Origin of the sequence: Cognatilysobacter xinjiangensis (genome assembly GCF_014651995.1) — a bacterium.
Classification (GTDB): Bacteria; Pseudomonadota; Gammaproteobacteria; order Xanthomonadales; family Xanthomonadaceae; genus Cognatilysobacter; species Cognatilysobacter xinjiangensis.
This window is the reverse complement of record NZ_BMXY01000001.1, coordinates 263,739-286,153: the sequence shown is the minus strand read 5'-3', so window position 1 is coordinate 286,153 and position 22,415 is coordinate 263,739. Positions and strand designations below refer to the sequence as shown.

Annotated in this window: 22 protein-coding genes; 21 read left to right on the top strand and 1 reads right to left on the bottom strand. The window is 70.6% G+C overall.

Translation table 11 applies throughout. The features are described 5' to 3' along the window. Position 1 precedes the first annotated feature (1 nt). The 13 genes from flgK to IE066_RS01225 all read left to right on the top strand — a co-directional run bounded on the left by flgK (position 2) and on the right by IE066_RS01225 (position 13,245). Complete coding sequence (flgK, locus tag IE066_RS01285) at positions 2 to 1,876, top strand: flagellar hook-associated protein FlgK (RefSeq protein WP_189446523.1); 1,875 nt, start codon at positions 2 to 4, stop codon at positions 1,874 to 1,876. A gap of 14 nt (positions 1,877 to 1,890) precedes the next feature. Beyond that, on the top strand, positions 1,891 to 3,081 hold the full coding sequence (gene flgL, locus IE066_RS01280) for a flagellar hook-associated protein FlgL (protein ID WP_189446522.1): 1,191 nt from the start codon (positions 1,891 to 1,893) through the stop codon (positions 3,079 to 3,081). A 58-nt stretch (positions 3,082 to 3,139) separates the two neighbouring features. Continuing rightward, on the top strand, positions 3,140 to 3,892 hold the full coding sequence (locus IE066_RS01275; RefSeq protein ID WP_189446521.1) for a flagellar brake protein: 753 nt from the start codon (positions 3,140 to 3,142) through the stop codon (positions 3,890 to 3,892). An 810-nt stretch (positions 3,893 to 4,702) separates the two neighbouring features. Continuing rightward, the gene (locus IE066_RS01270; protein WP_189446520.1) at positions 4,703 to 5,929 is read left to right on the top strand and encodes a flagellin; all 1,227 of its coding nucleotides are present in this window, start codon (positions 4,703 to 4,705) and stop codon (positions 5,927 to 5,929) included. A 71-nt stretch (positions 5,930 to 6,000) separates the two neighbouring features. Then, on the top strand, positions 6,001 to 6,321 hold the full coding sequence (locus IE066_RS01265) for a flagellar protein FlaG (protein WP_189446519.1): 321 nt from the start codon (positions 6,001 to 6,003) through the stop codon (positions 6,319 to 6,321). 88 nt (positions 6,322 to 6,409) lie between these two features. After that, positions 6,410 to 7,747, top strand: coding sequence for a flagellar filament capping protein FliD (gene fliD / locus IE066_RS01260; RefSeq protein ID WP_189446518.1), 1,338 nt, complete (start codon positions 6,410 to 6,412; stop codon positions 7,745 to 7,747). A 20-nt stretch (positions 7,748 to 7,767) separates the two neighbouring features. Beyond that, the gene (gene fliS / locus IE066_RS01255) at positions 7,768 to 8,181 is read left to right on the top strand and encodes a flagellar export chaperone FliS (RefSeq protein ID WP_189446517.1); all 414 of its coding nucleotides are present in this window, start codon (positions 7,768 to 7,770) and stop codon (positions 8,179 to 8,181) included. Beyond that, positions 8,178 to 8,465 carry a hypothetical protein gene (locus tag IE066_RS01250; protein ID WP_189446516.1) on the top strand — a complete coding sequence of 96 codons (288 nt, stop codon included), beginning with the start codon at positions 8,178 to 8,180 and terminating at the stop codon, positions 8,463 to 8,465. The genes fliS and IE066_RS01250 overlap by 4 nt, the downstream gene beginning before the upstream one ends. Next, positions 8,462 to 9,028, top strand: coding sequence for a PilZ domain-containing protein (locus IE066_RS01245; RefSeq protein WP_189446515.1), 567 nt, complete (start codon positions 8,462 to 8,464; stop codon positions 9,026 to 9,028). The genes IE066_RS01250 and IE066_RS01245 overlap by 4 nt, the downstream gene beginning before the upstream one ends. 63 nt (positions 9,029 to 9,091) lie before the next feature. Continuing rightward, positions 9,092 to 9,730, top strand: a complete 639-nt coding sequence (locus IE066_RS01240; RefSeq protein WP_189446514.1) for a response regulator — start codon at positions 9,092 to 9,094, stop codon at positions 9,728 to 9,730. Positions 9,731 to 9,969: 239 nt separating this feature from the next. Then, a complete protein-coding gene (rpoN, locus tag IE066_RS01235; protein WP_189446513.1) occupies positions 9,970 to 11,379 on the top strand; it encodes an RNA polymerase factor sigma-54 in 1,410 nt (469 codons plus the stop codon). Between the two features lie 16 nt (positions 11,380 to 11,395). Beyond that, on the top strand, positions 11,396 to 11,794 hold the full coding sequence (locus IE066_RS01230; RefSeq protein ID WP_189448707.1) for a response regulator: 399 nt from the start codon (positions 11,396 to 11,398) through the stop codon (positions 11,792 to 11,794). Next, positions 11,791 to 13,245: a sigma-54 dependent transcriptional regulator gene (locus IE066_RS01225; protein WP_189446512.1), complete on the top strand. Its 1,455-nt coding sequence runs from the start codon at positions 11,791 to 11,793 to the stop codon at positions 13,243 to 13,245. Before IE066_RS01230 ends, IE066_RS01225 begins: the two co-directional genes overlap by 4 nt. A gap of 9 nt (positions 13,246 to 13,254) precedes the next feature. Here the strand turns inward: IE066_RS01225 and IE066_RS01220 are convergent, their stop codons facing one another. After that, entirely contained in the window at positions 13,255 to 14,217 is a 963-nt protein-coding gene (locus IE066_RS01220; RefSeq protein WP_189446511.1) for an integron integrase, read from the bottom strand. Between the two features lie 402 nt (positions 14,218 to 14,619). Between IE066_RS01220 and IE066_RS01215 the strand changes: the two genes are divergently transcribed. The 8 genes from IE066_RS01215 to IE066_RS01180 all read left to right on the top strand — a co-directional run bounded on the left by IE066_RS01215 (position 14,620) and on the right by IE066_RS01180 (position 22,104). After that, positions 14,620 to 14,985 (top strand): GNAT family N-acetyltransferase, encoded by a 366-nt coding sequence (locus IE066_RS01215; protein WP_189446510.1) that lies wholly within the window; start codon positions 14,620 to 14,622, stop codon positions 14,983 to 14,985. Between the two features lie 207 nt (positions 14,986 to 15,192). After that, positions 15,193 to 15,552, top strand: a complete 360-nt coding sequence (gene fliE / locus IE066_RS01210) for a flagellar hook-basal body complex protein FliE (RefSeq protein ID WP_189446509.1) — start codon at positions 15,193 to 15,195, stop codon at positions 15,550 to 15,552. Between the two features lie 44 nt (positions 15,553 to 15,596). Continuing rightward, positions 15,597 to 17,258: a flagellar basal-body MS-ring/collar protein FliF gene (gene fliF / locus IE066_RS01205; RefSeq protein ID WP_189446508.1), complete on the top strand. Its 1,662-nt coding sequence runs from the start codon at positions 15,597 to 15,599 to the stop codon at positions 17,256 to 17,258. Between the two features lie 10 nt (positions 17,259 to 17,268). After that, entirely contained in the window at positions 17,269 to 18,255 is a 987-nt protein-coding gene (gene fliG, locus IE066_RS01200) for a flagellar motor switch protein FliG (protein WP_189448705.1), read from the top strand. Further along, positions 18,252 to 18,842 carry a FliH/SctL family protein gene (locus IE066_RS01195; protein ID WP_189446507.1) on the top strand — a complete coding sequence of 197 codons (591 nt, stop codon included), beginning with the start codon at positions 18,252 to 18,254 and terminating at the stop codon, positions 18,840 to 18,842. Before fliG ends, IE066_RS01195 begins: the two co-directional genes overlap by 4 nt. After that, on the top strand, positions 18,839 to 20,212 hold the full coding sequence (gene fliI, locus IE066_RS01190) for a flagellar protein export ATPase FliI (protein WP_189446506.1): 1,374 nt from the start codon (positions 18,839 to 18,841) through the stop codon (positions 20,210 to 20,212). The genes IE066_RS01195 and fliI overlap by 4 nt, the downstream gene beginning before the upstream one ends. 12 nt (positions 20,213 to 20,224) lie before the next feature. After that, a complete protein-coding gene (gene fliJ, locus IE066_RS01185; RefSeq protein ID WP_189446505.1) occupies positions 20,225 to 20,680 on the top strand; it encodes a flagellar export protein FliJ in 456 nt (151 codons plus the stop codon). Further along, positions 20,677 to 22,104 (top strand): flagellar hook-length control protein FliK, encoded by a 1,428-nt coding sequence (locus tag IE066_RS01180; RefSeq protein WP_189446504.1) that lies wholly within the window; start codon positions 20,677 to 20,679, stop codon positions 22,102 to 22,104. The genes fliJ and IE066_RS01180 overlap by 4 nt, the downstream gene beginning before the upstream one ends. Positions 22,105 to 22,415: the final 311 nt, after the last annotated feature.

Sequence of the window (22,415 nt, the reverse complement as noted above, 5' to 3'; positions counted from 1 at the left end):
GATGAGCGTCCTGTCGACCGGCACGTCCGCCCTGCTCGCGTTCCAGCGCGCGCTCGGCACCGTCAGCCACAACGTGGCGAACGTCAACACCGAGGGCTACTCGCGCCAGCGCGTCGACCTCGAAGCCCGCCCCGGGCAGACCAGCGGCGCGGGCTACGTCGGCGCGGGCGTGTCGATCCAGAAGCTGCAGCGCCTGGCCGACGGCCTGACCTTCGCGCGCCAGGTCGACAGCAGCGGCGAACTCGGCCGCCTGACCCAGCTCAGCACGTTCGCCGATCGCATCGACAGCCTGTTCAACAACAGCGCGACGGGCCTGGCGACGCCGTGGGCGAACTTCTACGGCGCGGCGAAGGGCGTGGTGTCCGAGCCCGGCTCCAGCGTCGCGCGGCAGGCCATGCTCGACTCGGCCAACCAGCTCGCCTCGCGCTTCCGCGCCGTCGATTCGCAGCTCACATCGATGGGCAAGGAAGCGGACCTGCGCCTCGCCGCGCAGGTGGACGTCGCCAACCAGCTCGCGACCGAGATCGCGGCGCTGAACCAGCAGATCTCCGCGTCCGGCACGAACGCCAGCCCCGACCTCATCGACCAGCGCGACGTACGCGTGCAGAAGCTCGCGGGCCTCACGGGCGCCGAGATCGTGCCGCAGGACGATGGTTCGCTGAACGTCTTCAGCGGCGGACAGGCGCTGGTGCTCGGCACGCGCGCCGGAAAACTGGCGCTGTCGGCCGACCCGTACAACCCCGAGCGCCAGGTGCTGGCGCTGTCGACGCCCTCCGGCGCGGTGAAGCTGCCGTCCGGCACGCTGTCGGGCGAGATCGGCGGCCTGCTCGAGTTCCGCGAGCGCGTGCTGGACCCGGCGCGCGCCGACCTCGGCCGCATGGCCACCGCGTTCGCCGTCGCCTTCAATCAGCAGCAGCGCGCGGGCGTCGACTACAAGGGGAATGCGGGCCAGGACCTGTTTGCGATTCCGTCGCCGCCGGTCGATGCCAGTGCGGGCAACACCGGCACCGCGTCGTTCAGCGCGAGCATTTCCGACGTCGGCGCGCTCAAGGGCAGCGACATCGAACTGCGCTTCGCCTCGGGCAGCTGGAGCGCCGTGCGCGCCGGCACCGGCGAGCCGCTTCCGATGTCGGGCACCGGCACCGCGGCCAGCCCGTTCGTGATCGAGGGCGTATCGCTGGTGATGAGCGGTGCGCCTGCCAACGGCGACCGCTTCATGCTGCGCCCCACCTCCGAGGCCGCCGCCGGCCTGCAGGTGGTGCTCAAGGATCCCGACGCCATCGCCGCCGCCTCGCCGCTGCGCGCGCAGGTCGATGCGTCCAACCTCGGCAGCGCCAAGCCGGGCACGATGAGCGTCACCGACGCCGGCGCGTTCGCTTCGTTCGCGGGTGCGCAGGTCGAGTTCATCGATGCGACCAGCTACACCGTCGATGGCGCCGGGCCGTTCGCCTACACGCCCGGCGCGGCAATCACCGGCAACGGCTGGTCGATGACGCTCGACGGCGCACCCGAAGCAGGCGACACGTTCAACCTCTCGCGCACGCCCGCACGCTCGACCGACAACTCCAATGCGCGCCTGCTGGCAGGGCTCGACGGCAAGAGCATCCTCGACGGCGGCACGGTGAACCTCACCTCCGGCCTGAGCCGCATCACTTCGCGCGTGGGCACCGAGTCGCAGCACGCGCAGATGAACCTCGCCGCGCAGCAGGCGCTGCACGACCAGGTCGTCGCCGAGCGCGATTCGGTATCCGGCGTGAACCTCGACGAGGAAGCGGCCGACATGCTGCGCTACCAGCAGGCCTACCAGGCTGCGGCGCAGATCATCTCGACCGCCGACACCATGTTCCAGACGCTGCTCGGCGCCGTGCGTCGCTGATCCGGGAGACCCGCATGCGCATCTCGACGAATGGCCTCTACCAGCAGGGACTCGCCGCGCTCATGGCGCGCCAGACGCAGCTGGCGAAGACGCAGCAGGAAATGGCGACCGGCAACAAGCTCACGCGCGCGGCCGACGATCCCGCGGCCGCCGCGCAGGCGCAGACGCTCGACCATGCGCTCGGCCAGCTCGACCAGTACGCGAAGACCGCGGGCCTGCTGCAGAACCGCCTCCAGGCGCAGGAAGGCGCGCTCAGCGACGCCAACGACTACCTCAACCGAGTGCGCGAGCTCACGGTGCAGGCGAACACCGCGACGTTGAGCGCCGATGACCGCAAGGTCATCGCGAGTGAGATCCGCCATCTGCGCGCGAGCCTGCTCGATGTCGCCAATCGCAGCGACGGCAACGGCCGCGCGCTGTTCGCCGGCCAGCGCGACGGCGTGGTGCCGTTCGCCGACAGCGCGGGCGTGGTGACCTACAACGGCGACGACGGCCAGAACCTGCTCGACGTCGCGCCCGGCATGACCGTCGCCGATGCCGACGCCGGCAGCGCCGTGTTCATGCGCATCCGCAGCGGCGACGGCACGATCCGCGGCAGCGCGGCTGCGGCCAACGCCGGCACCGGCGTGCTGCAGGGCGCGAGCGTCACCGATCCGTCGGCCTGGGGCGGCCGCACGCTCACGCTCGAATTCACCTCGCCGACCGAATGGCGCGCGCTTGATGCGAACGGCGAAGTCGCTACCGGCACTTACACCCCAGGCGACACGCTCAAGGCGGCCGGGGTGCAGGTGCGCATCACCGGCACGCCCGCCGCAGGCGACAGCTTCACACTGCAGAGCGCGCCGCGGCAGGACATCTTCGCCACGCTCGAGGGCTTGGCCGACGCGCTCGACGCGCCTACGATCACGCCGCAGCAGAAGGCGGTGCTGTCGAACTCGCTCGGCAATGCGCTCGCCGACGTCGCCAGCGCGCAGGAGCATTTCACCGCGATCCGCGCGACCACCGGCTCCCGCCTGGCCTCGATCGACCAGTCCTCCGACGACCGCGCCGAGACGCAGCTCTCGCTCAAGGCCACCCTGTCGGGCCTGCGCGACGTGGACTATGCCGAGGCCAGCGCCCGCTTCTCCCTGCAGCTGACGGCGATCGAGGCTGCGCAGAAGACCATGCTCCGGGTACAGTCGCTGTCCCTCTTCGACAAGCTGTAAGGCGCCGCATGCCTCCTCCGACGCGGCGCCCGACCACCGCCTTCCGGAACGCGCACGCATGAGCGACCCCCAGCCGGTCACCACCGAAGGCGAGAGCCTGTACGAGAAGTACATGCTCCACCATCCGGCCGACATCCGCGGCTGCCTCAAGCAGCTCGTGGACAAGCGCTGCGTGCTGCTGGTCCACGCGGCCGGCACCGACAACGCCGTCAGCGTCGCGCTGGCGGCGGGGCCGACCTCGTTGGTGATCGACGTGCCGCGCGAAGAGGCGCTGACCGCGCAGCTGCTCGCCGCCGATCGCCTGCGCTTCGAAAGCTCGGTGGACCGCATCACCGTGCGTTTCGCCACCGGCGCCGCACGCCAGGTGCTGCACGAAGACCTGCCCGCGCTCGAAGTACCGATGCCGGTCAAGCTGATGCACCTGCAGCGCCGTGAGTACGTGCGCCGCGAGCCTCACGGCGCCGTCTCCTGCCTGCTGCCGGTTCATGTGCAGGGCGGCGCGCGCCGCAGCGTGCGTGCGGCCATCGCCGACATCGGTGGCGGCGGCCTGGCGGTGCTGACCAGCGACGACAGCTCGCTCGAGCTGCGCGCCGGCGACATCCTGCCCGATGTGTTGCTCGAGCTTCCCGAGCAGGAGCCCATGAACGTCACCCTGCGCGTGCAGCACGCGCAACGCGTCGACCAGAACGGCCGCCGCGCATGGCGCGCCGGCTGCAGCTTCGTCGACCTCAACGTGCAGGAACAAGCGCGTTTGCTGCGTTACGTCATGCAGCTCGATCGGCTGCATGCGGCGAAGCTGCGGGAGTTCTGAGCGCGGCTTGCGACGCGATACGTCGCCGGTCGTGCAGACCGCAGCTTGTGTCCGCCCGCCGACAGCCACGACTGATCCGATGCGCGCGCTGTAGTACCCGTGCGCATCCGCCTTGCCGCCGCGCCCATTCTCGTCGCCCGGCGGCGCCGCAACGCGCTGCTTCCCAAGCGTGAACTGCGGCGCGAAGCACCGGTTTTTCGCGCAGCTTCACCGTCGGAATGAACTTCTCCGCCTTCATCACCGATCCACGAAAGGCGGTGAGCGAGGACGCCCGCATCAATCGAGCGATCCGACAGGCCGCGCTCGCAGATCGAACGCGGCGCTCGCCGCCCACCTCGATGCAATGCCCTGCATGCGAATGAACGCGTTCGCGTGCCGCGACGCGTCGCGCAGCAGGTGGTCATGTGCGGCCTCCCGCAGCCCGGCTTGAAACGCGCGGCCGTAGTGCGCGGTCTACATACCTGCCTTTCCGCTTCATCCGCACATTGGCCGGGCTATCCGACGAAACTTTCGTTTGCGCTCGCCGATAACGACACGGGACGCTATCGCCCTACGGCCGCTTCCGTGCGCACTTCGTGGCTGCGATGTCCCTCAAGTTTTTCCGCGTGCTGTCGTACGCGCATGCGCATCCGGCGGGACGTCCATCACGATCCGTGAAATTTCCGCTTGACGGGCGCAAGCGGCCTAAAGGCCCGCGACGGAGTGCCGTTACTCCTCACAGCAGCGGCGAAGGCAATCCCGCCGAACCCTGCGGAAACCGGCCACGAAGGCTTTCGCCGCCCCGCCGGACCCTCTCTAGGAGACAAGACAATGTCCGTCATCAACACCAACGTGATGTCGCTCAACGCGCAGCGCAACCTGACGACGAGCGGCTCGAGCCTGGCCACCAGCATCCAGCGCCTGTCCTCGGGCCTGCGCATCAACAGCGCGAAGGACGACGCCGCCGGCCTCGCCATCTCCGAGCGCATGACCTCGCAGATCCGCGGCATGGACCAGGCCGCCCGCAACGCGAACGACGGCATCTCGCTCGCGCAGACCGCCGAAGGCGCCCTCGGCGAGATCGGCAACAACCTGCAGCGCATCCGCGAGCTGGCCGTGCAGTCGCGCAATGCCACGAACTCGGCTGAAGACCGTGAAGCGCTGCAGAAGGAAGTTTCGCAGCTGACGTCCGAAATTGATCGCGTGGCTAAGACCACGTCTTTCAATGGAACCAAGTTGCTCGACGGCAGCTTTACCGCAAAGTCGTTCCAGGTCGGCGCAAACCAGGGCGAAACGATTGACGTCGATGCCATCGCCAATGCTCAGATGGACGCTCTGGGCAGCTGGACTTCGGTCTCCTATCAGGAGGCTAAGGTTACGGTTACGGCCGCCAATCTAGTCGCCCCGACCGTGGGCAATGGCGCAGACGCCGCGGCCGGCGGTGGCGACGATACCCAGGAGTTCGCCGCGACGAGCTTCACGATCAACGGCACCACGGTCAACGTGGCTGCCTACAGCGGCGCAGCCGGTGGCACGGCAGCCGATGCGCGCACCGCGCGCCTCGCCCAGGTTCGCGACGCAGTGAACAACGCCAGCATCGCTGGAGTATCGGCCGGTCTCAACGCGACCACCGGCGACCTCGAGCTGACGTCTTCCGCTGCAATCACCATCACAAACGGGACGAACGTCGCGACCACTGGACTTGCCACGGCAGCGCTTGCCACTGTGGCCGGCTCGCCTCAGACCGGCTTCGAGGACCTCGATATCTCCACGGTCCGCGGCGCTGACAACGCGATTTTGGCAATGGACGCGGCGCTCAAGTCGGTAAATGGCGCGCGCGCTGACCTTGGTGCAATCCAGAACCGCTTCAGCTCGGTCGTCTCGAACCTCAACACGACGTCCGAGAACCTGACCGCCTCGCGCAGCCGCATCCGCGATGCCGACTACGCCAAGGAGACCGCCGAGCTGTCGCGCACGCAGATCCTGCAGCAGGCCGGCACGGCGATGCTCGCCCAGGCCAACCAGGCGACGCAGGGCGTCCTCAGCCTCCTGCGCTGATCGACACGCCGTAGGAAAGACCGCCCGGGACGCGGACCTCCGCGTCCCGGGTTTTCCGTGGTTGACCCGCCATGTCCGACATCGCGTCCGTCAAACCCGCAGCACCCGTCTCCCCGGCCTCGACCGGGGTTTCGTCGTTGCAGCCCGCCCTACCCGTCAAACCCCACGTCGAAGTGCCGCGCACGCCGCATGCGCTGCAGGAGCAGCTCGATGCGATGCTCGCCGATGCCGATACCTCGCTGCGCTTCCGCGTCGACGACACCAGCCGACGCATCGTCGTGACCGTGGTCGACGGCGCGGGCGAAGTCATCATGCAGATCCCCGGCGAAGCCTCGCTGGCTATCGCGCGCCGCCTCGCGCTCACCGGATCGCTCCTCGACGGCCGCGCCTGACGCGATTACGGCCGCCTGCTAAAGCGACGCGCCGATCCGCCGATAACGTCCCCGGGAAAGCGCCGCGTCGCGGCGAACCGGAGGCTTCATGGCCAGCATCTCCACAGGCTCGTCGATCGACGTCAACACGCTGGTGAGCCAGCTCGTCGCCGCCGAGCGCGCGCCGACCGACAAGCGCTTCAGCGCGATCGAAACCACGACCAAGGCGCAGATCTCGGCCTTCGGCCAGCTGACCAGCGCGCTTTCCAGCCTTGACAGCACCATCAAGCGCTTCGACGGCGACGGTGCCCTGCCCGGCCGAAAGGCGACCGTGGCCGCCGACGCCGGTTACACGGCCAGCGCCGGCGCCACCGCGCGCCTGGGCAGCTACTCGATCAGCGTCGAACGCCTCGCCACCGCGCAGAAGCTGCAGTCCGCCCCACTCGCGAAGGACACGCAGCTCGGCCACGGCCGCATCAGCATCCAAGTCGCCGATGGCGACGCGATCGATATCGACATCGCCGAAGGCAAGGGCACGCTGGCGCAGATCCGCGACGCGATCAACGCCAAGTCCGCCGACAACGGTTTCACCGCGACCATCGTGCACGGCGACGCCGGCGACGTGCTGATGCTGTCGGCGACCAAGACCGGTACCGCCGGCAAGCTCACCGTGACCACCAGCGGCGGCGACGGCGGCCTCGGCAAGCTCGCCAGCAGCGGCGGCACGATGACCGAGGTCGTCGCGGCCAACGACGCGAAGGTGATCGTCGACGGTGTCGTGCGCACGTCCAGCAGCAACACGATCACCGACGGGCTGGACGGCGTGAGCCTCACGCTGACCAAGGCCAACCCGGGCACCACGTTCGCGCTCGACGTCGCCAGCGATGCGAGCACGCTCAAGGCGTCGCTGCTCACGCTGGTGAGCACCTACAACACCGCCATGACGCAGATGCGCTCGCTGGGCCAGGCCGGCACCGACGGCAAGACCGCGGGCACGTTGGTCGGCGACGCGATGCCGCGCAACATCATGCAGAGCTTGCGCTCGATGGTGTCGGCCTCGTATGGCGACCTCTCCAAGCTCGGCTTCAAGACCGCAGTGGACGGCTCGCTGTCGCTGGACGGCGCGAAGTTCGACGCCGCGATCGCAGCGGATCCGAACGCGATCAGCAAGCTGTTCGGCAACGAAGCGCCGCTGGGCAAGCAGATGCGCTCGCTGACGGCGAATTACGTCGGCACCGACAACGCGATCGGCTCGCGCACCGAAAGTCTCAATAAAAAGCTCAAGGATCTGACCCGACAGCGCGATAACTACGAGGTAAGGATCGAGAAGCTTACCGCGCAGTACCGCACGCAGTTCACCGCGCTCGACTCGCTGCTGAGCAAGCTGTCCTCGACCAGCTCGTATCTGTCGCAGCAGCTGTCCGCGCTGTCTTCGTCGTCGTCCTGATTGCATTCCAGAGCCCCGCCATGAGCCACCACGCCTACGCCAGCCAGTATCGACAGACCGCGGTCAGCAGCGCAGTGCTGGACGCGGACCCGCATCGCCTCGTCGCGCTGATGTTCAACGGCGTGCGCGAACGCCTGCAGCTCGCCGCCGCCTGCGTCGAAGCCGGCAATGTCCCGCGCAAGGGCCAGGCGATCACCGAGGCCTCGACCATCGTCGGCCACCTCGCCGGCAGCTTGAACATGGATGCTGGCGGCGAGATCGCGCAGAACCTGCTCGCGCTCTACGACTACGTGCAGCGTCGGATGCTCGATGCCAACGTGCGCAACGACACCAGCGCGCTGCTCGAGTGCGACGGCCTGATCGCGGACATCGAATCGGCCTGGAACGCGATCGCACCGGGCGCCGCGCCCGCTCGCATGGCGGCCGGCGCGTGAGCGCGGTGCGCCTGCCTACCGACGCGATCCGCGCCTGCATCGCCGCCAGCGATTTCGACGGCGCGCATGCGCTGCTGGTCGAGCACGAGAACGCGTTGCGCGCCGTGTTCGAGGACGGCACGGCCGCCGAGAAGGGCTGCCGCGAAGCCTGGCTCGAATTGCTTGCAGCGCAGCGTTCGCTGATCGACGAGCTGCGCAGCGCGCGCGACGAGGCCGCGCGTGCGCTCGACCGCGCCGGCCAGGATCGCCGCGCCGTGAACGCCTACCTGCGGAGCGGCGGGTGAACATCGAGGCCGCGCGCGAAGCCCTGTTCGGCGATGCGATCGCCAGCGAGGACGCGCGGCCGCTCTCCCTCCTGCCCGCCCTGCCGGAAGGCCGTCAGCGCGCCGCGCTCGCGCGTGGCGAAGCACTGATGCGCGCACTCGCATTAGTCGACGAGGCGCGCGCCGACGAACCCGAGGACTCGGGTGCCGACCCGGCCCTGCGGCGTCTGGAAGCCAAGGTCGACCTGCTGGTCGGCCTGGTCGGCGCGCTGATCCAGCGCGACCAGCCGGCCGATCCGGTGCGCAGGCTGCACTGGTCGTCGCGCGGCGCTTCCGTCGTGCTGGACGCCGACGACGACGCACCCATCGTCGGCGATGCCGTGGTGCTGCGCCTGCAACCCTCCGACACGCTGCCCGAGGCGCTGCAGTTGCCCGCGCACGTGCTCGCGATCGAGACGATCGAGGGCGCCCCGCGCGCCTGGCTGCGCTTCGATCCGCTGCCGCCGAACCTCGAAGCCCTGCTCGAGCGTCACCTGTTCCGGCTGCATCGCCGCGCCGTGGCCGAGCGCCGCCGGCAGCGCTGATTCGTTGCCGCGGCCCGCATCGCTGGTTAAGGTGCCCGGGCCCTCGAACGGAATCGCCGCCGCTTGCGCGTCCTGATCTGCGACGACCACACCCTGATCCGTGCCGGCCTGCGCCGGCTGGTCGAAGCCTTCGACGGGGTCGAAGTGGTCGGCGAGGCCGCGAACGCCGACGAAGTGGTGATCCGCACCCGCGACGTCATGCCCGACGTCGTGCTGCTCGACCTCTCCATGCCCGGCCGCAACGGTTTCGAGGCGCTGGACGAACTGCGCCGCGTCGCCCCCGACACCGCCGTCGTGATCATGTCGATGCATGACGACACGGCCCATGTGCGCGAAGCCCTCGCTCGCGGCGCCCGTGGCTTCGTGGTCAAGGAAGCCGCGCCGGCCGAGCTGGAGATCGCGCTGCGCGCCGCATTCGCCGGCCGCGTGTTCCTGAGCCCGCAGGTGTCGGCGGCCACGCTGGCCGACGTCGCCGCGCGCCCGCGACGCGGCGAGCCGGCCGACCTGCCGCCGCGCCAGCGCGAGATCCTCGCCGCGCTCGGCGCCGGCCGCACCACCAAGCAGATCGCCGCCGACCTCGGCCTTTCGGTCAAGACGGTCGAGACCCATCGCGCGCGGCTGATGGAGGCGCTCGGTTGCCGCAACGCGGTCGAGCTGGTGCGTGCGGCGGTGCAATGGCACGACCGCGTGCCGCGCATCTGAGCGCGGCCGGGTTCGGTCCGCTGTCGTTCATCTAGCCGAGCGGCCGGCGGGCGGTTTTTCGGACCAGTCCACAGAACGCGCCGGAATGTCGACGCGGTCGTCGGAAATCCCCCTACACGTCGCAGTTCTGCAGGCGCCAACTTGTGGGGAACGCCCCTATCCTGAGGTTGGCACGGCTCCTGCACGATGCTGTGCAGGATTCATGCCGTACTAACGAACGTTCGGAGGGGGAGGCTCGCATGAAGGCGTCGGTTCGCGCGCAGATGTCGCAGTCGCTCAATCTGACGCCGCAGTTGCTGCAGTCGATCCGTCTTCTCCAGCTGACCGCGCCGCAGCTCGAGATGGAGCTGCGCCAGGCGCTGGACCGCAACCCGATGCTGGAGCTCGACGAGGGGGACGAGGCCGGCGAGACGGACGCGGACGGGCACGAGGCGGCGGCCGACGAGGCGTCGTACGAGGCGGCGGCTTGGGACGAGCTTCCCGAGCCGCAGTTCCTGTCGGGCGTGAGTGGCGGCGTCACCGTGGGGGATGACGACGCCACCGCGCGGATCGCGGACGGGGTGTCCAGCGATTGGCGCGTGCGCCTGCTCGACGAGCTGCGCCTGGACTGGCGCGCCGCCGACCTCGCGCTGGCCGCGTGGTGGCTCGACCGCACCGCCGACACCGGCCTGCTCGAGGGGGAGCCGGCCGGGCTCGTCGCGGAAGGCGTGGCCGAGCTGCGCGTGCCGGCCTCGGCGCTGGAGATCGTCCGCCAGCGCCTGCTGCACGGCGACTGGCCGGGGCTGTGCGCGGCGGACGCGGGCGAATGCCTGGCCGCGCAGCTCGACCGCCTGCCCGCCGACGAGGTGCGTGCGCTCGCGCACCGCATCGTGCGCGAGCACCTCGCCACCCTCGCCCGCCACGACGCCCGCGCGCTCGCGTTGGCCCTGGGCTGCGACGTCGACGCCTGCGACCGCGCCGTCGCGCTGATCCTCTCGCTGGACGCCTGCCCCGTGCCGATGCCGGTGATGCAGGACGACGACCACGTCATTCCCGACGTCGTCGTGCGCAAGCTTGGCGGCGTCTGGCGGGTGAACCTCAACGGCCGCACGCTGCCGAAGGTGCGGATCTCGGCGCATTGCGAATCCGGGCTGTCGGGCGCGTCGGGGGACGTGTCCGCGCTGCGCGGGCTGCTCGACGAGGCGCGCTGGCTGGTGCGCGGCATCGCCATGCGCAACGACACGCTGCTGCGCACCACGCAGGTGCTGGTCGAGCGCCAGCAGGCCTTCCTCGACCAGGGCGAGGAAGCCATCGCACCGCTCACCCTGCGCGAGGTCGCCGACGCCATCGGCATGCACGAGTCCACCGTCTCGCGCATCACCACCGGCAAGTACATCCAGACGCCGCGCGGCACCCTCGAGCTCAAGCGCCTCTTCGCGGTGCGACTGGAAGGCGCGGAGGTCTCGGGCGCGGCGGTGAAGGCGATGGTCAAGCGCCTCATCGACGCCGAGCCGCCGCACGCGCCGCTCGCCGACGAGACCATCGCCGGCCTGCTCGCGCGACAGGGCGTACGCATCGCGCGCCGTACGGTGGCAAAGTACCGGGACCAGCTGGACATCGCCCCCGCGCGGGCGCGCCAGCGTCCGTCAATCCGGGCCCAGGCCCGGTGACCCGCAGGGTCAGGAGATCGCAATGCTGAGCGTCCTGCTCGTCGACGACCACGAAGGCTTCATCAACGCGGCCGTGCGCCACCTGCGCCGGCTCGACTGGGTGAACATCGTGGGTTCCGCCGGCAACGGCATCGAAGCGATCGCGCAGTGCGAGGCGCTGCGGCCGGACGTGGTGCTGATGGATCTCGCCATGCCCGAGATGGGCGGGCTGCAGGCCACGCGCCTGATCAAGGCGCAGGACGCTCCGCCCTACGTCGTCATCGCCAGCCACTTCGACGACGCGGAGCACCGCGAGCACGCGCTGCGCGCCGGCGCCGACGCGTTCGTGAGCAAGTTGTCCTACATCCACGACGTCATGCCGTTGCTGGAGAAACTGGCCGGCCGCGCGGGCGCGGAGGCCGGGGCCGCCGAATGAGCGAGTCGCGCATTCTGGTCGTCGACGGCGACATGGCGCGGGCCGAGCGCGTCGCCACGCTTCTGGAATTCATGGACTTCACGCCCCGGCTGGTCGCGGACGCCGCCGACATCGACCTGTCGCGCGCGAAGCCGACCGACTGGGTCGCGATCGTCGCGGGCGATGTGGGCGATGCCGATGCCTGGCTGAAGTTCTGCGACTGGCTGTCGCGCCAGCCACTGCATCCGCCGCTGATGGCGCTGCCCGGCCACGACGAGCGCGCCGCCTGGCGTGCGCTCGTGCACCCCGATTCGGTCTGGCCGCTCGACTACCCGATCCGTCGCCCGCAACTGCAGGAAGCGTTGCGTCGCGCAAGCCTCAAGCGCATCGACGACGAGGAGCGCGCCGAGGCGTCGCAGGGCTCGGGCCCGACCGGCACCTCCGAGGCGGTCGTGCGGCTCAACCGCATGATCGACCAGGTCGCCGGCTTCGACACTACGGTGCTCATCCTTGGCGAGTCCGGCACCGGCAAGGAAGTCGTCGCGCGCACCATCCACGACCGCAGCAAGCGCGCGGGCAAGCCCTTCGTCGCGATCAACTGCGGCGCGATCCCGCCGGACCTTCTCGAAAGCGAACTGTTCGGCCACGAGAAGGGCGCGTTCACCGGTGCGCTCACCCAGCGCAAGGGCCGTTTCGAGATGGCCGAGGGCGGGACGCTGCTGCTGGACGAGATCGGCGACATGCCGATGGCCATGCAGGTGAAGCTGCTGCGCGTGCTGCAGGAACGCACGTTCGAGCGCGTCGGCGGCACGCAGCTGTACCACTGCAACGTGCGCGTGGTGGCGGCGACGCACCGCAACCTCGAGGACCAGATCGCCAAGGGCGGCTTCCGCGAGGACCTGTTCTACCGCCTCAACGTGTTCCCGATCGAGATGCCCGCGCTGCGCGAGCGCACCGAGGACCTGCCGGACCTGATCGCCGCGATCACCCGCCAGCTGGCCGACAGCGGCCGCGGCCGCGTGTCGCTCACCGGCGAGGCGGTCAACGTGCTCAAGCACTACCACTGGCCCGGCAACGTACGCGAGCTCCACAACCTGCTCGAGCGCCTCGCCGTGCTGCATCCCAACGGCCAGGTGCGCGCGGCGGACCTGCCTGCGCGCTATCGCGCCGGCGTGGCCGATCTTCCGGTCGAGCCGGCGCCCGCGCCGGTGCAGACGGCGGTGCAGGCCGCGCGCGCGGTCGTACCGCCGCCTGCGGCACCCGATCCGTCCACGTTGTCGGCGCGCGCCACGCTGCCGCCCGAGGGCATCGATCTCAAGGGCCACATGGCCGAGCTGGAACTGGAGCTGATCCAGGCCGCGCTGCAGCAGGCCAATGGCGTGGTCGCGCATGCCGCCCCGCTGTTGGGCCTGCGCCGCACCACGCTGGTCGAGAAGCTGCGCAAGTACGGCATCGACCGCGATTCCGACTGAGCCCCGGGCCTAGTACGGGCGATCGAGCGGGCTGAGCACGGCGCCCGCGCCGCGGCCGAGCACGTGCGTGTAGATCTGCGTGGTGCCGAGGTCCTTGTGGCCCAGCAGCTCCTGCACCGTGCGGATGTCCTGCCCCGCTTCGAGCAGGTGCGTCGCGAACGAATGCCGCAGGGTGTGGCAGGTCGCCGGCTTGGCGATGCCCGCGACGCCGCGCGCCCGCTTCACCGCGCGCTGCAGCGAACTGTCGTCGACATGGTGGCGGTGTGTCCTGCCGGTGCGCGGATCAACGGAGCGCTGCGCCGACGGGAATACGAACTGCCAGCCGGCTTCGCGCGCGGCGTTCGGGTATTTCTTCGCCAGCGCATGCGGCAGGCGGGCTTCGCCGAAGCCGTCGGCGAGATCATGGCGGTGCAGCATCGACGCGCGCTCGATCGCTCGCCGCAGTTCCTCGCGCAGCGCCTGCGGCAGGGGAACACGGCGGTCCTTGTCGCCCTTTCCCTCGCGCACGAGGATCTCGCCGCGCTCGAAGTCGACGTCCTTGATGCGCAGGCGCACGCATTCCATCAGGCGCATGCCGGTGCCGTAGAGCAGCGCGGCCATCAGCCGCGAGGGGCCTTCCATCGCGCCGAGCAGACGCTCGACCTCGCCACGCGAGAGCACGACGGGCAGCCGGCGTGGGCGCTTGGCGCGCACCACGTCCTGCATCCACGGCAGCTTCAGGCCGAGCACGTCGCGATACAGGAACAGCAGTGCCGCAAGGGCCTGGTTCTGCGTGCCGGCTGCCACGTCGTCGCGGGCGGCGAGGTCGGTGAGGAACCGCTCCACTTCCGCGCCGCCGAGTTCGCGCGGATGGCGCCGGCCGTTGGCGATGACGAAGCGCCGTACCCAGCCGACGTAGGCGCGCTCGGTGCGCACGCTGTAATGCCGCAGGCGGACACGCTCGCGGACCTGGTCGAGCAGGCGTGGGCCCATCGCGGACGCCGGGGTGGTCGGATCAGCGGGCAGTGATGGCTCGTCGCGACGGGCGTGCCCTCCTGTCGGCCTCCGCCTTTGCGAAACGCCGACGTCGTCGAAGGGTGGATGCCGACGCGCATCGCGCCCGGCGTAGCCCGGCCGCCGGTCCTCGCGCAGCCGCAGGCCGAGCCTGCGCCCGATCCGCCGATACAGCCCCGCCAGCGCGTCCATGCCCGCCTCCGTCCCTTGCCAGGCGGCAGTGTCGTAGGCCTGGCCGCCCGGCGGTGTCGGCAATGTCGGACACACGGGTCGGACAACGCCGGCCCGCGGCGTCGGAAAGCGGTTGTTCGGCACTCCGGCACGACAGGCCGCACCGACCGCGGGTGCTAGGCTTGCGCGCCCCGCGGCTCGGTGCATCCCTTGAAAGCGAACGTCCTCCAGCTGAAAGCCGACTGGCAGTACGAGGAGAGCGAGCACCGGCAGCACTACGTGATCGAGGCCTGGCTCGACGGCGAACTCGCCGGCCGGGCCTACGGCTGGTTCCAGCCGGGCGCCGAGTTCGTGCTGGAGAAGATCGAGGTCGACCGCGCCCAGCGCTCGCGTGGCTACGGCACGGCGGTGATCGAGCAGCTTCGCGCCAAGGCGCGCGAGAAGGGCTGCCGGGAGTTCGTGATCAAGGGCGTGCGCGCCGCCAACACGCGCGCGATCCGGCTCTACGAGTCGATGGGCGCGCAGCCGGTGCGGACCTCCGACACGCTGATTTCGTTCGTCATCGCCCCGCCCTGACGGCCGTGTCGGCCGCGGCGACGGCCGGCCGGCCATGCCCGTTCCCATCCGCCTGACTCCGCCGCTACGGACGGCTCCGCGCAGGCCGCTGTCCCCGCCTTGAAGCGCGCCGGCGCCCCGTGACCGCCCACCGCCGGTTTCCCGGCACCCGCGTGGCACGCGCCTTGCCTGAGTGGGTCGAGTCCCCGTGACGCGACCCGCCAGGCCATGACCGACGCGATTTCTTCCGTTCTCTCCCAGATCCGCGCGCACGAGATGCGCATGAAGGGCGTGGGCGACACGGCCGCCGGCAGTGCCATCGCGCCCACCGCCGCTGGCATCGGCGGTACGCAGGCGACCGAGGGCGGCGGCTTCCGCTCGGCGATGTCGAATGCCATCGACAACGTCAGCAAGGTGCAGAACGAGGCCGGCGAGCTGCAGAAGGCCTTCGAAATGGGCGACCCGCGCGCCGACCTCGCCCGCGTGATGGTGGCCATGCAGCAGTCGCAGGTGGCGTTCCGCGCCACCGTGGAAGTTCGCAACCGACTGGTACAGGCGTACCAGGACGTCATGAACATGCCGGTCTGACGCCGCCTCCGACCTGACGAACGAATCGAATCGAGACCCGCTCCATGGCCGTGATCGCGCTCCCCAAAACCACCGACAAGCTCGAGAAGCTGGGACGCCTGCAGGACATCCCGGCGATCCGGCAGGTCGGCATGATCGCGCTGGTCGCCGCCGCCATCGCCGCCGGCCTGTGGCTGTTCTTCTGGACGCAGAAGCCGAACTACGTGCCGGTGTACGCGGGGCTGGACGCCAAGGCGACCGAGGAAGCCGCGCAGCTGCTGGGCACGTCGCAGATTCCGTATCGCATCGACACCGGCACCGGCGCGCTCGCCGTGCCCGCCGACCAGCTCGGCGCCGCCAAGATGGCGCTGGCTTCCGCCGGCCTGCCTGCGGGCGGCGAGAAGGGTTTCGAATCGATGCAGGGCGACCAGGGCTTCGGTACCAGCCAGTTCGTCGAGAACGCGCGTTACCAGCACGCGATGGAAGTCGAGCTGGCCCGCACCATCGCCAACCTGCGCCCGGTCCGCGAGGCGCGCGTGCATCTCGCGCTGCCCAAGCCGAGCGCGTTCACCCGCGACAAGCAGGACGCCAGCGCCTCCGTGGTGCTGCAACTGCGCACCGGCAGCACGCTGGAGCAGAACCAGGTCGACGCCATCGTCAACCTCGTCGCCACCAGCGTGCCGAACCTGCCGACCAACCGCGTGACCGTGGTCGACCAGTTCGGCCGCATGCTCTCGCAGCGCGACCCGACCTCGGCGGAAGCCGTCGGCCAGCAGCAGCTCGACCAGCAGCACCGCCAGGAAGCCGTCTACGTGCAGCGCATCGAGCAGTTGCTCGAGCCGATGACCGGCCCGGGCCGCATCAGCGCACAGGTCAGCGTGGACATGGACTTCGACCAGACCGAGGAAGCGCGCGAGACCTACGGCCCCGACCAGATCGTGCGCAGCGAACAGACCTCCGAGAGCGGCGACCTGTCCGCCACGGGCGCGGCCGCGCCGCCGCAGCGTGGCGTGCCGGGCAGCGTGAGCAATACGCCGGTGCCGCCGGGCACCGCGCCCGTGGCGTCGAACGCCCCCGCGCAGCCGGCGCAAGGCACCCGCAACGCGGTGCGCAACTACGAGGTCGACCGCACGCTGACCCACAAGCGCCAGGCGCCGGGCAAGATCCGCCGCGTCACCGCCGCGGTGCTGGTCGACAACGTGCCGGCCAGCGCGCCGGGCAAGGACGGCAAGGTCAACCTGCGCGCGCTCACCCCGGCCGAGCAGCAGCGCATCCAGACGCTGGTGCAGCAGGCCATCGGCTTCAACGCCGAGCGCGGCGACGCGGTGTCGGTGGTGAACGCGCCGTTCGCCCGCGACCTCGCCGCCGGCGACGACAACTCGCCTCCGATCTGGCAGGACCCGCAGGCGCGCGACCTGCTGCGCACCATCCTCGGCGGCGTCGCAGTGATCGTGCTGATCTTCACCGTGCTGCGCCCCGCGTTCCGCCAGATGCTGCAGCCCAAGCCGGTGGTGCCGGCGCAGTCGACGGTGGCGACGATCATCGCCGAGGAGCTGGAGCAGGAGGCCGCCGCGCCGCGCGATCGCATCCCCAACGGCGGCGACCCGGCCCTGCCGACGGCGGCGATGCAGTTCGACCAGAAACTCGAAGTCGCGCGCAGCGCGGTGACCAACGACCCCAAGCGCGTGGCGCAGGTGGTCCGCGACATGGTGGCGCAGGATGGCTGATAACCCGCAACTGACCGGCACGCAGAAGGCCGCGATCGTCCTGCTCTCGCTCGGCGAGCAGCAGGCCGCCGAGGTGCTCAAGCACATGAGCGCCAAGGAAGTGCAGAAGCTCGGCGTGGCCATGACCTCGGTGAGCGGTGTGACGCGCAACCAGGTGGTGGACGTCGTCGACGATTTCGTCGAGACGCTGCAGCAGCCGTCCGGCCTCGGCGCCGGCGCCGACGAATACGTGCGCGCCGTGCTGGTGCAGGCGCTCGGCGAAGATCGCGCGTCGAGCCTCATCGACCGCATCCTGCTCGGCCGCAACACGTCGGGCCTGGACACGCTCAAGTGGATGGAGCCGCGCGCGATCGCCGAACTGGTGCGCAACGAGCATCCGCAGATCATCGCCATCGTGATGGCGCACCTCGACCCCGACCAGGGCGCCGAGGTGCTCAAGTGCTTCCCCGACCGCGTCAAGAGCGACGTGCTGGTGCGCGTGGCCACGCTCGACGGCGTGCCGCCGCATGCGCTCAACGAACTCAACGACGTGATGGCGCGCCAGTTCGCCGGCAGCCAGAACATCAAGTCGTCGACGCTCGGCGGCGTGAAGGTGGCCGCGAACATCCTCAACTTCATGGACGGCGGCCAGGACGAGGCGATCCTCGGCTCGATCAACGGCATCGACGAGAACCTGTCGGGCCAGATCCGCGACCTGATGTTCGTCTTCGACAACCTCGCCGAGATCGACGACCGCGCGATGCAGGCGGTGCTGCGCGAGGTGCCGAACGAGAAGCTCGCCGTCGCCCTGCGTGGCGCCGACACCAAGGTCAAGGACAAGATCATCGGCAACATGTCGCAGCGCGCCGCGGAGATCCTCAAGGACGACATGGAGGCCCGCGGCCCCGTGCGCCTGGCGGACGTCGAGGCCGCGCAGAAGGAGATCCTCGGCATCGTGCGCAAGATGGCCGATGACGGCACGATCACCCTCACCGCCAAGGCGGAGACGTTCGTATGAGCGAGGCCGCCGTGCTGCGCTGGATCGCGCCGGGCTTCGAGCCGCTGCCGCCCGCCGAGCCCATGCCGCAGCCGCCGAGTGTGGAGGAGCTGCAGGCGATCACCGATGCCGCCTACCAGGACGGCTTCCAGCGCGGCCACGCTGACGGTTTCGCATCCGGCCAGGCCGAAGTGCGCCGCATGGCCGCGCAGATCGAGGGCATCCTCGACAGCTTCACGCGTCCGCTCGCACGCCTCGACGGCGAAGTCGCCGATGCGCTGGCCGACCTCGCCACCCGCATCGCCGGCACGCTGGTCGGCCAGGCCTATCGCGCCGATCCCACGTTGCTGGCGGACCTCGTGCGCGATGCGCTCGACGCCGTCGGCACCAGCACGCGCGACGTCGAGCTGAGGCTGCATCCCGACGACCTCGGCCTGCTGATGCCGCACCTGATGACGCTCGACGGCGTGCGCCTGACCGGCGACACCACCCTCGCCCGCGGCGAGCTGCGCCTGCACAGCGAGGGCATGCGCATCGATGGCACGCTCGATGCACGGTTGAAGGCCTGCCTCAACGCCATCCTCGACGGGTCCAAGAGCGCCGCATGACCAGCATCGCCGCCGCGCAGTGGGAAGAAGCGCGCAACCTGCGTCTGGCCGCGCGCCTGTCGCAGGTCGACCCGACCGCCGCCGGCAGCGGCCTCGCACGCGAAGGCGTGCTGCGCCGCGCGGTCGGCCTGACGCTCGAAGCCAGCGGCTGCTCGGCGCCCATGGGTTCGCGCTGCCGCGTGGAAGTCGCCGGTGGGCGCTGGGTCGATGCCGAAGTGGTCGGCTTCGCCGGCGACCGCACCTTCCTCATGCCGACCGCGCACCTCGAAGGCCTACTGCCGAATGCGCGCGTGGTGCCCAACCCCATGCAGGGCGAAGTCGCCGTGGGCGAAGGCCTGCTCGGCCGCGTCATCGATTCCGACGGCGTGCCACTCGACGGCCGCGGCCCGATCCGCGCCGAGAGCCACATGGGCCTTGCCGGCACGTCGATCAATCCGCTGATGCGCGAGCCGATCACCCGCTCGCTCGACGTCGGCGTGCGTGCGATCAATGCACTGCTGCCGATCGGCCGCGGGCAGCGCGTCGGCCTGTTCGCCGGTTCCGGTGTCGGTAAATCGACGCTGCTCGGCATGATGACCAAGTTCACCGCGGCCGACGTCATCGTCGTCGGCCTGATCGGCGAGCGAGGCCGCGAAGTGCGCGACTTCGTCGAGGCGACGCTGGGCGAGGAAGGCCTGCGCCGCTCCGTGGTCGTTGCGGCGCCGGCCGACCGCCCCCCGCTTGCCCGCCTGCACGGCGCGCTGCGCGCCACCGCGATCGCCGAGTACTACCGCGACCAGGGCCTGCACGTCCTACTGCTGATGGATTCGCTGACGCGCTATGCGCAGGCGCAGCGCGAGATCGGCCTGTCGGTCGGCGAGCCGCCGACCACGCGCGGCTATCCGCCGAGCGTGTTCGCCAAGCTGCCCGCACTCGTCGAGCGCGCGGGCAACGGCGCCGATGGGCGCGGCTCGATCACCGCGTTCTACACGGTCCTTACCGAGGGCGACGACCAGCAGGAGCCGATCGCCGACGCCGCGCGCGCGATCCTCGACGGCCACATCGTGCTCAGCCGCCGCATCGCCGATTCGGGCCAGTACCCGGCGATCGACGTCGAGGTGTCGGTGTCCCGCGTCATGCAGGACATCACCGACGCGCCGTGGCGCGAGCGCATCCGCAAGCTCAAGCGCCTGATGTCGGCATATTCGACGCAGCGCGACCTGATCGCGATCGGCGCCTACCAGCGCGGCAGCGATCCGCTGGTCGACGAAGCACTCGCGCGCTGGCCGGCGATCCAGGAATTCCTCGGACAGGACGTCCGCGAAGCCAGCGACGTCGAGCAGAGCAAGGCCGCGCTGATGCGCCTGCTCGACGACGGCAACCCGCTCTAACCGGAACCTTCCATGGCACCGCGTTCCCAACGCCTCGATCCGATCCTCAAGATCAAGCAGCGCCAGCAGGACGACGTCGCGCAGCAGGTGGCCGCGCGCGAAGCCGCGCACGCCGAGCAGCAGGCGCGGCTGGAAGCGCTGCAGCGTTATGCCGCCGAGTATTCGCAGCCGCTGCAGGGTTCGACGATCAACCCGGCGCTGCTGGCCAATCGCCTCGCGTTCCAGGAAAAGCTGCAGCAGGCCGTGCAGCAGCAGTCGCAGATCGTCGACCGCACCCGCGAAGCCACTGAGGTGGAGCGCGCGCGCCTCATGCTCGCGAGCCGCGAGACGCACGTGCTGGAGAAGCTGGCCGCCAGCTATCGCGCCGAGGAGACGCGCGTGGCCGACCAGCGCTCGCAGAAGGAACTCGACGACCTCGCCGGCCGCCGCGTACGCGCGGCACTCGGCAGCGAGGGCGACGGCCGGTGAACATCGACCGCGCGCTGCCGCAGCTCGGCATCGGCCCGGCGACGGGCGATACGCGCACGTCGTCGTCCCAGGCCGACGCGCCAGCGTTCTCGCTGGACGCCGGCTCGCAGGGCGCGGCGCAGGAAAGGAAGTCCACCTCCTTCGCAGCGCGCGACACCGCGCGCGCCGAAGCCGCGGTACAGGCGGCGCGGACGCGTGCGTCCTCGCAGCCCGCGCGCGAGCGTGCGCATGTGCGCGCGACCGACGACGTGCCGCACGAGGAGGCGGCCGCCAAACCGCAGGAAGCCGTAAAGCCCGACGCCGCGCGTGGACCGCACGATGCCGCGAAGTCCTCTGCGCGCGCGGAGCGTGGCGCGAGTGCGCCGCAGGATGAGGCGGTCGAAGCCCCTACCGATGCGTCAAGCGATGCCGTGGCTGCGGCCGACGACACGCACGCTCCTGCGAAAGCCGTCACCGACGACGCCCTGCCCGACCGCATGCTCGCGTTGCTGTCGGGCGACTGGGCGATGCCGACGGCAGCGCCGCCGCCTGCGTCGATCAGCCCGGCCACCGCTGATACGTCCGCAGTCACGGCGCCCCTGGCCGCGACGGCAGGGCCATCGCCGATCGGCGTCGCACCCCTCCTCGCGGGCATCGCCACGGCGGCCGAGTCTGTCGCTACGTCGCCCGCATCCGTCGACGCGGCTGCGCCGGCGATCCCGCCGGTACTTCCCGATGCACCGATGGCACCGATGGCACCGGTGTCGCCGCTTGCGACGACTGCCGCAGGCGTTGCGCTCGCCGCGCTGCAGCCCAGCGCGCCGTCGAACGCCGGTGCCGACGCGGCCTCGAACGATGCCTTCGCCGCGCTCGCGGCGCTCGCCGAGGGTGCGGGCGAACGCAACGCGGCCGTCGCGACGTCCACCGACACCGGCACGCCCGCGACGCCGGGCCTCGCCTTCAACACGCCGGCAGCGCGTGGCGCGGACACGCTGCAGACCGTCACGCGCGCCGTCGCCGTGGCCGGTCCCACCTCGATTCCGCTCGCGCTCGACGCCGCCTTCGACGACGGCATGGGCAGCCGCATCCTTTGGATGGCCGACCAGCGCGTCGATCGCGCGGAGATCCGCCTCAATCCCGATTCGCTCGGCCCGATCGACGTGCGCCTGCAGATGGACGGGCACCGTCTCAACGCGCAGTTCCACAGCGCCAACGCCGACGTGCGCCAGGCGCTCGAATCCGGCATGGACCGCCTGCGCGACATGCTCGGCCGCCAAGGCATGGAGCTCGGGCAGGCACAGGTCGGCACGGGCGCGCGTCAGGGCGACGGTCGCCAGACCGCGTCGAACGGCAACGGAAGTGGCGGCGAGGCGGCAGCCGGCGAGCCCCACGTGACCACCGTGCGCACGCTGCGTTCCCGCGGGCTGCTGGACGAGTACGCCTGACGTAAGGGGTGTCCTGGCGCTGTCCTCGTCAGATCGGCGTTCCGCGTCCCCTTGTTGCGATGGCGACCGCGTGCCACGGATGCCTGGATCGTCAGCGCGACTCGCTCGGCATGAGCCGCAGCACTGTCCGCGGCGTCTCCAACCGCTGCACGCGTAGACCGGCATCGCGACCGGCCGCCGGCGCCATGGCGGCGGCCGCATGGGCGCCCCGCGCCGGCCGTATGCCGCGCACCGCCGCCGTCGCCTTTCCGGCGCGGCCGCGTCAGCGGACCGACGCGCCGCCATTCAGGCTTCCGTCAAATCCCCGTCGA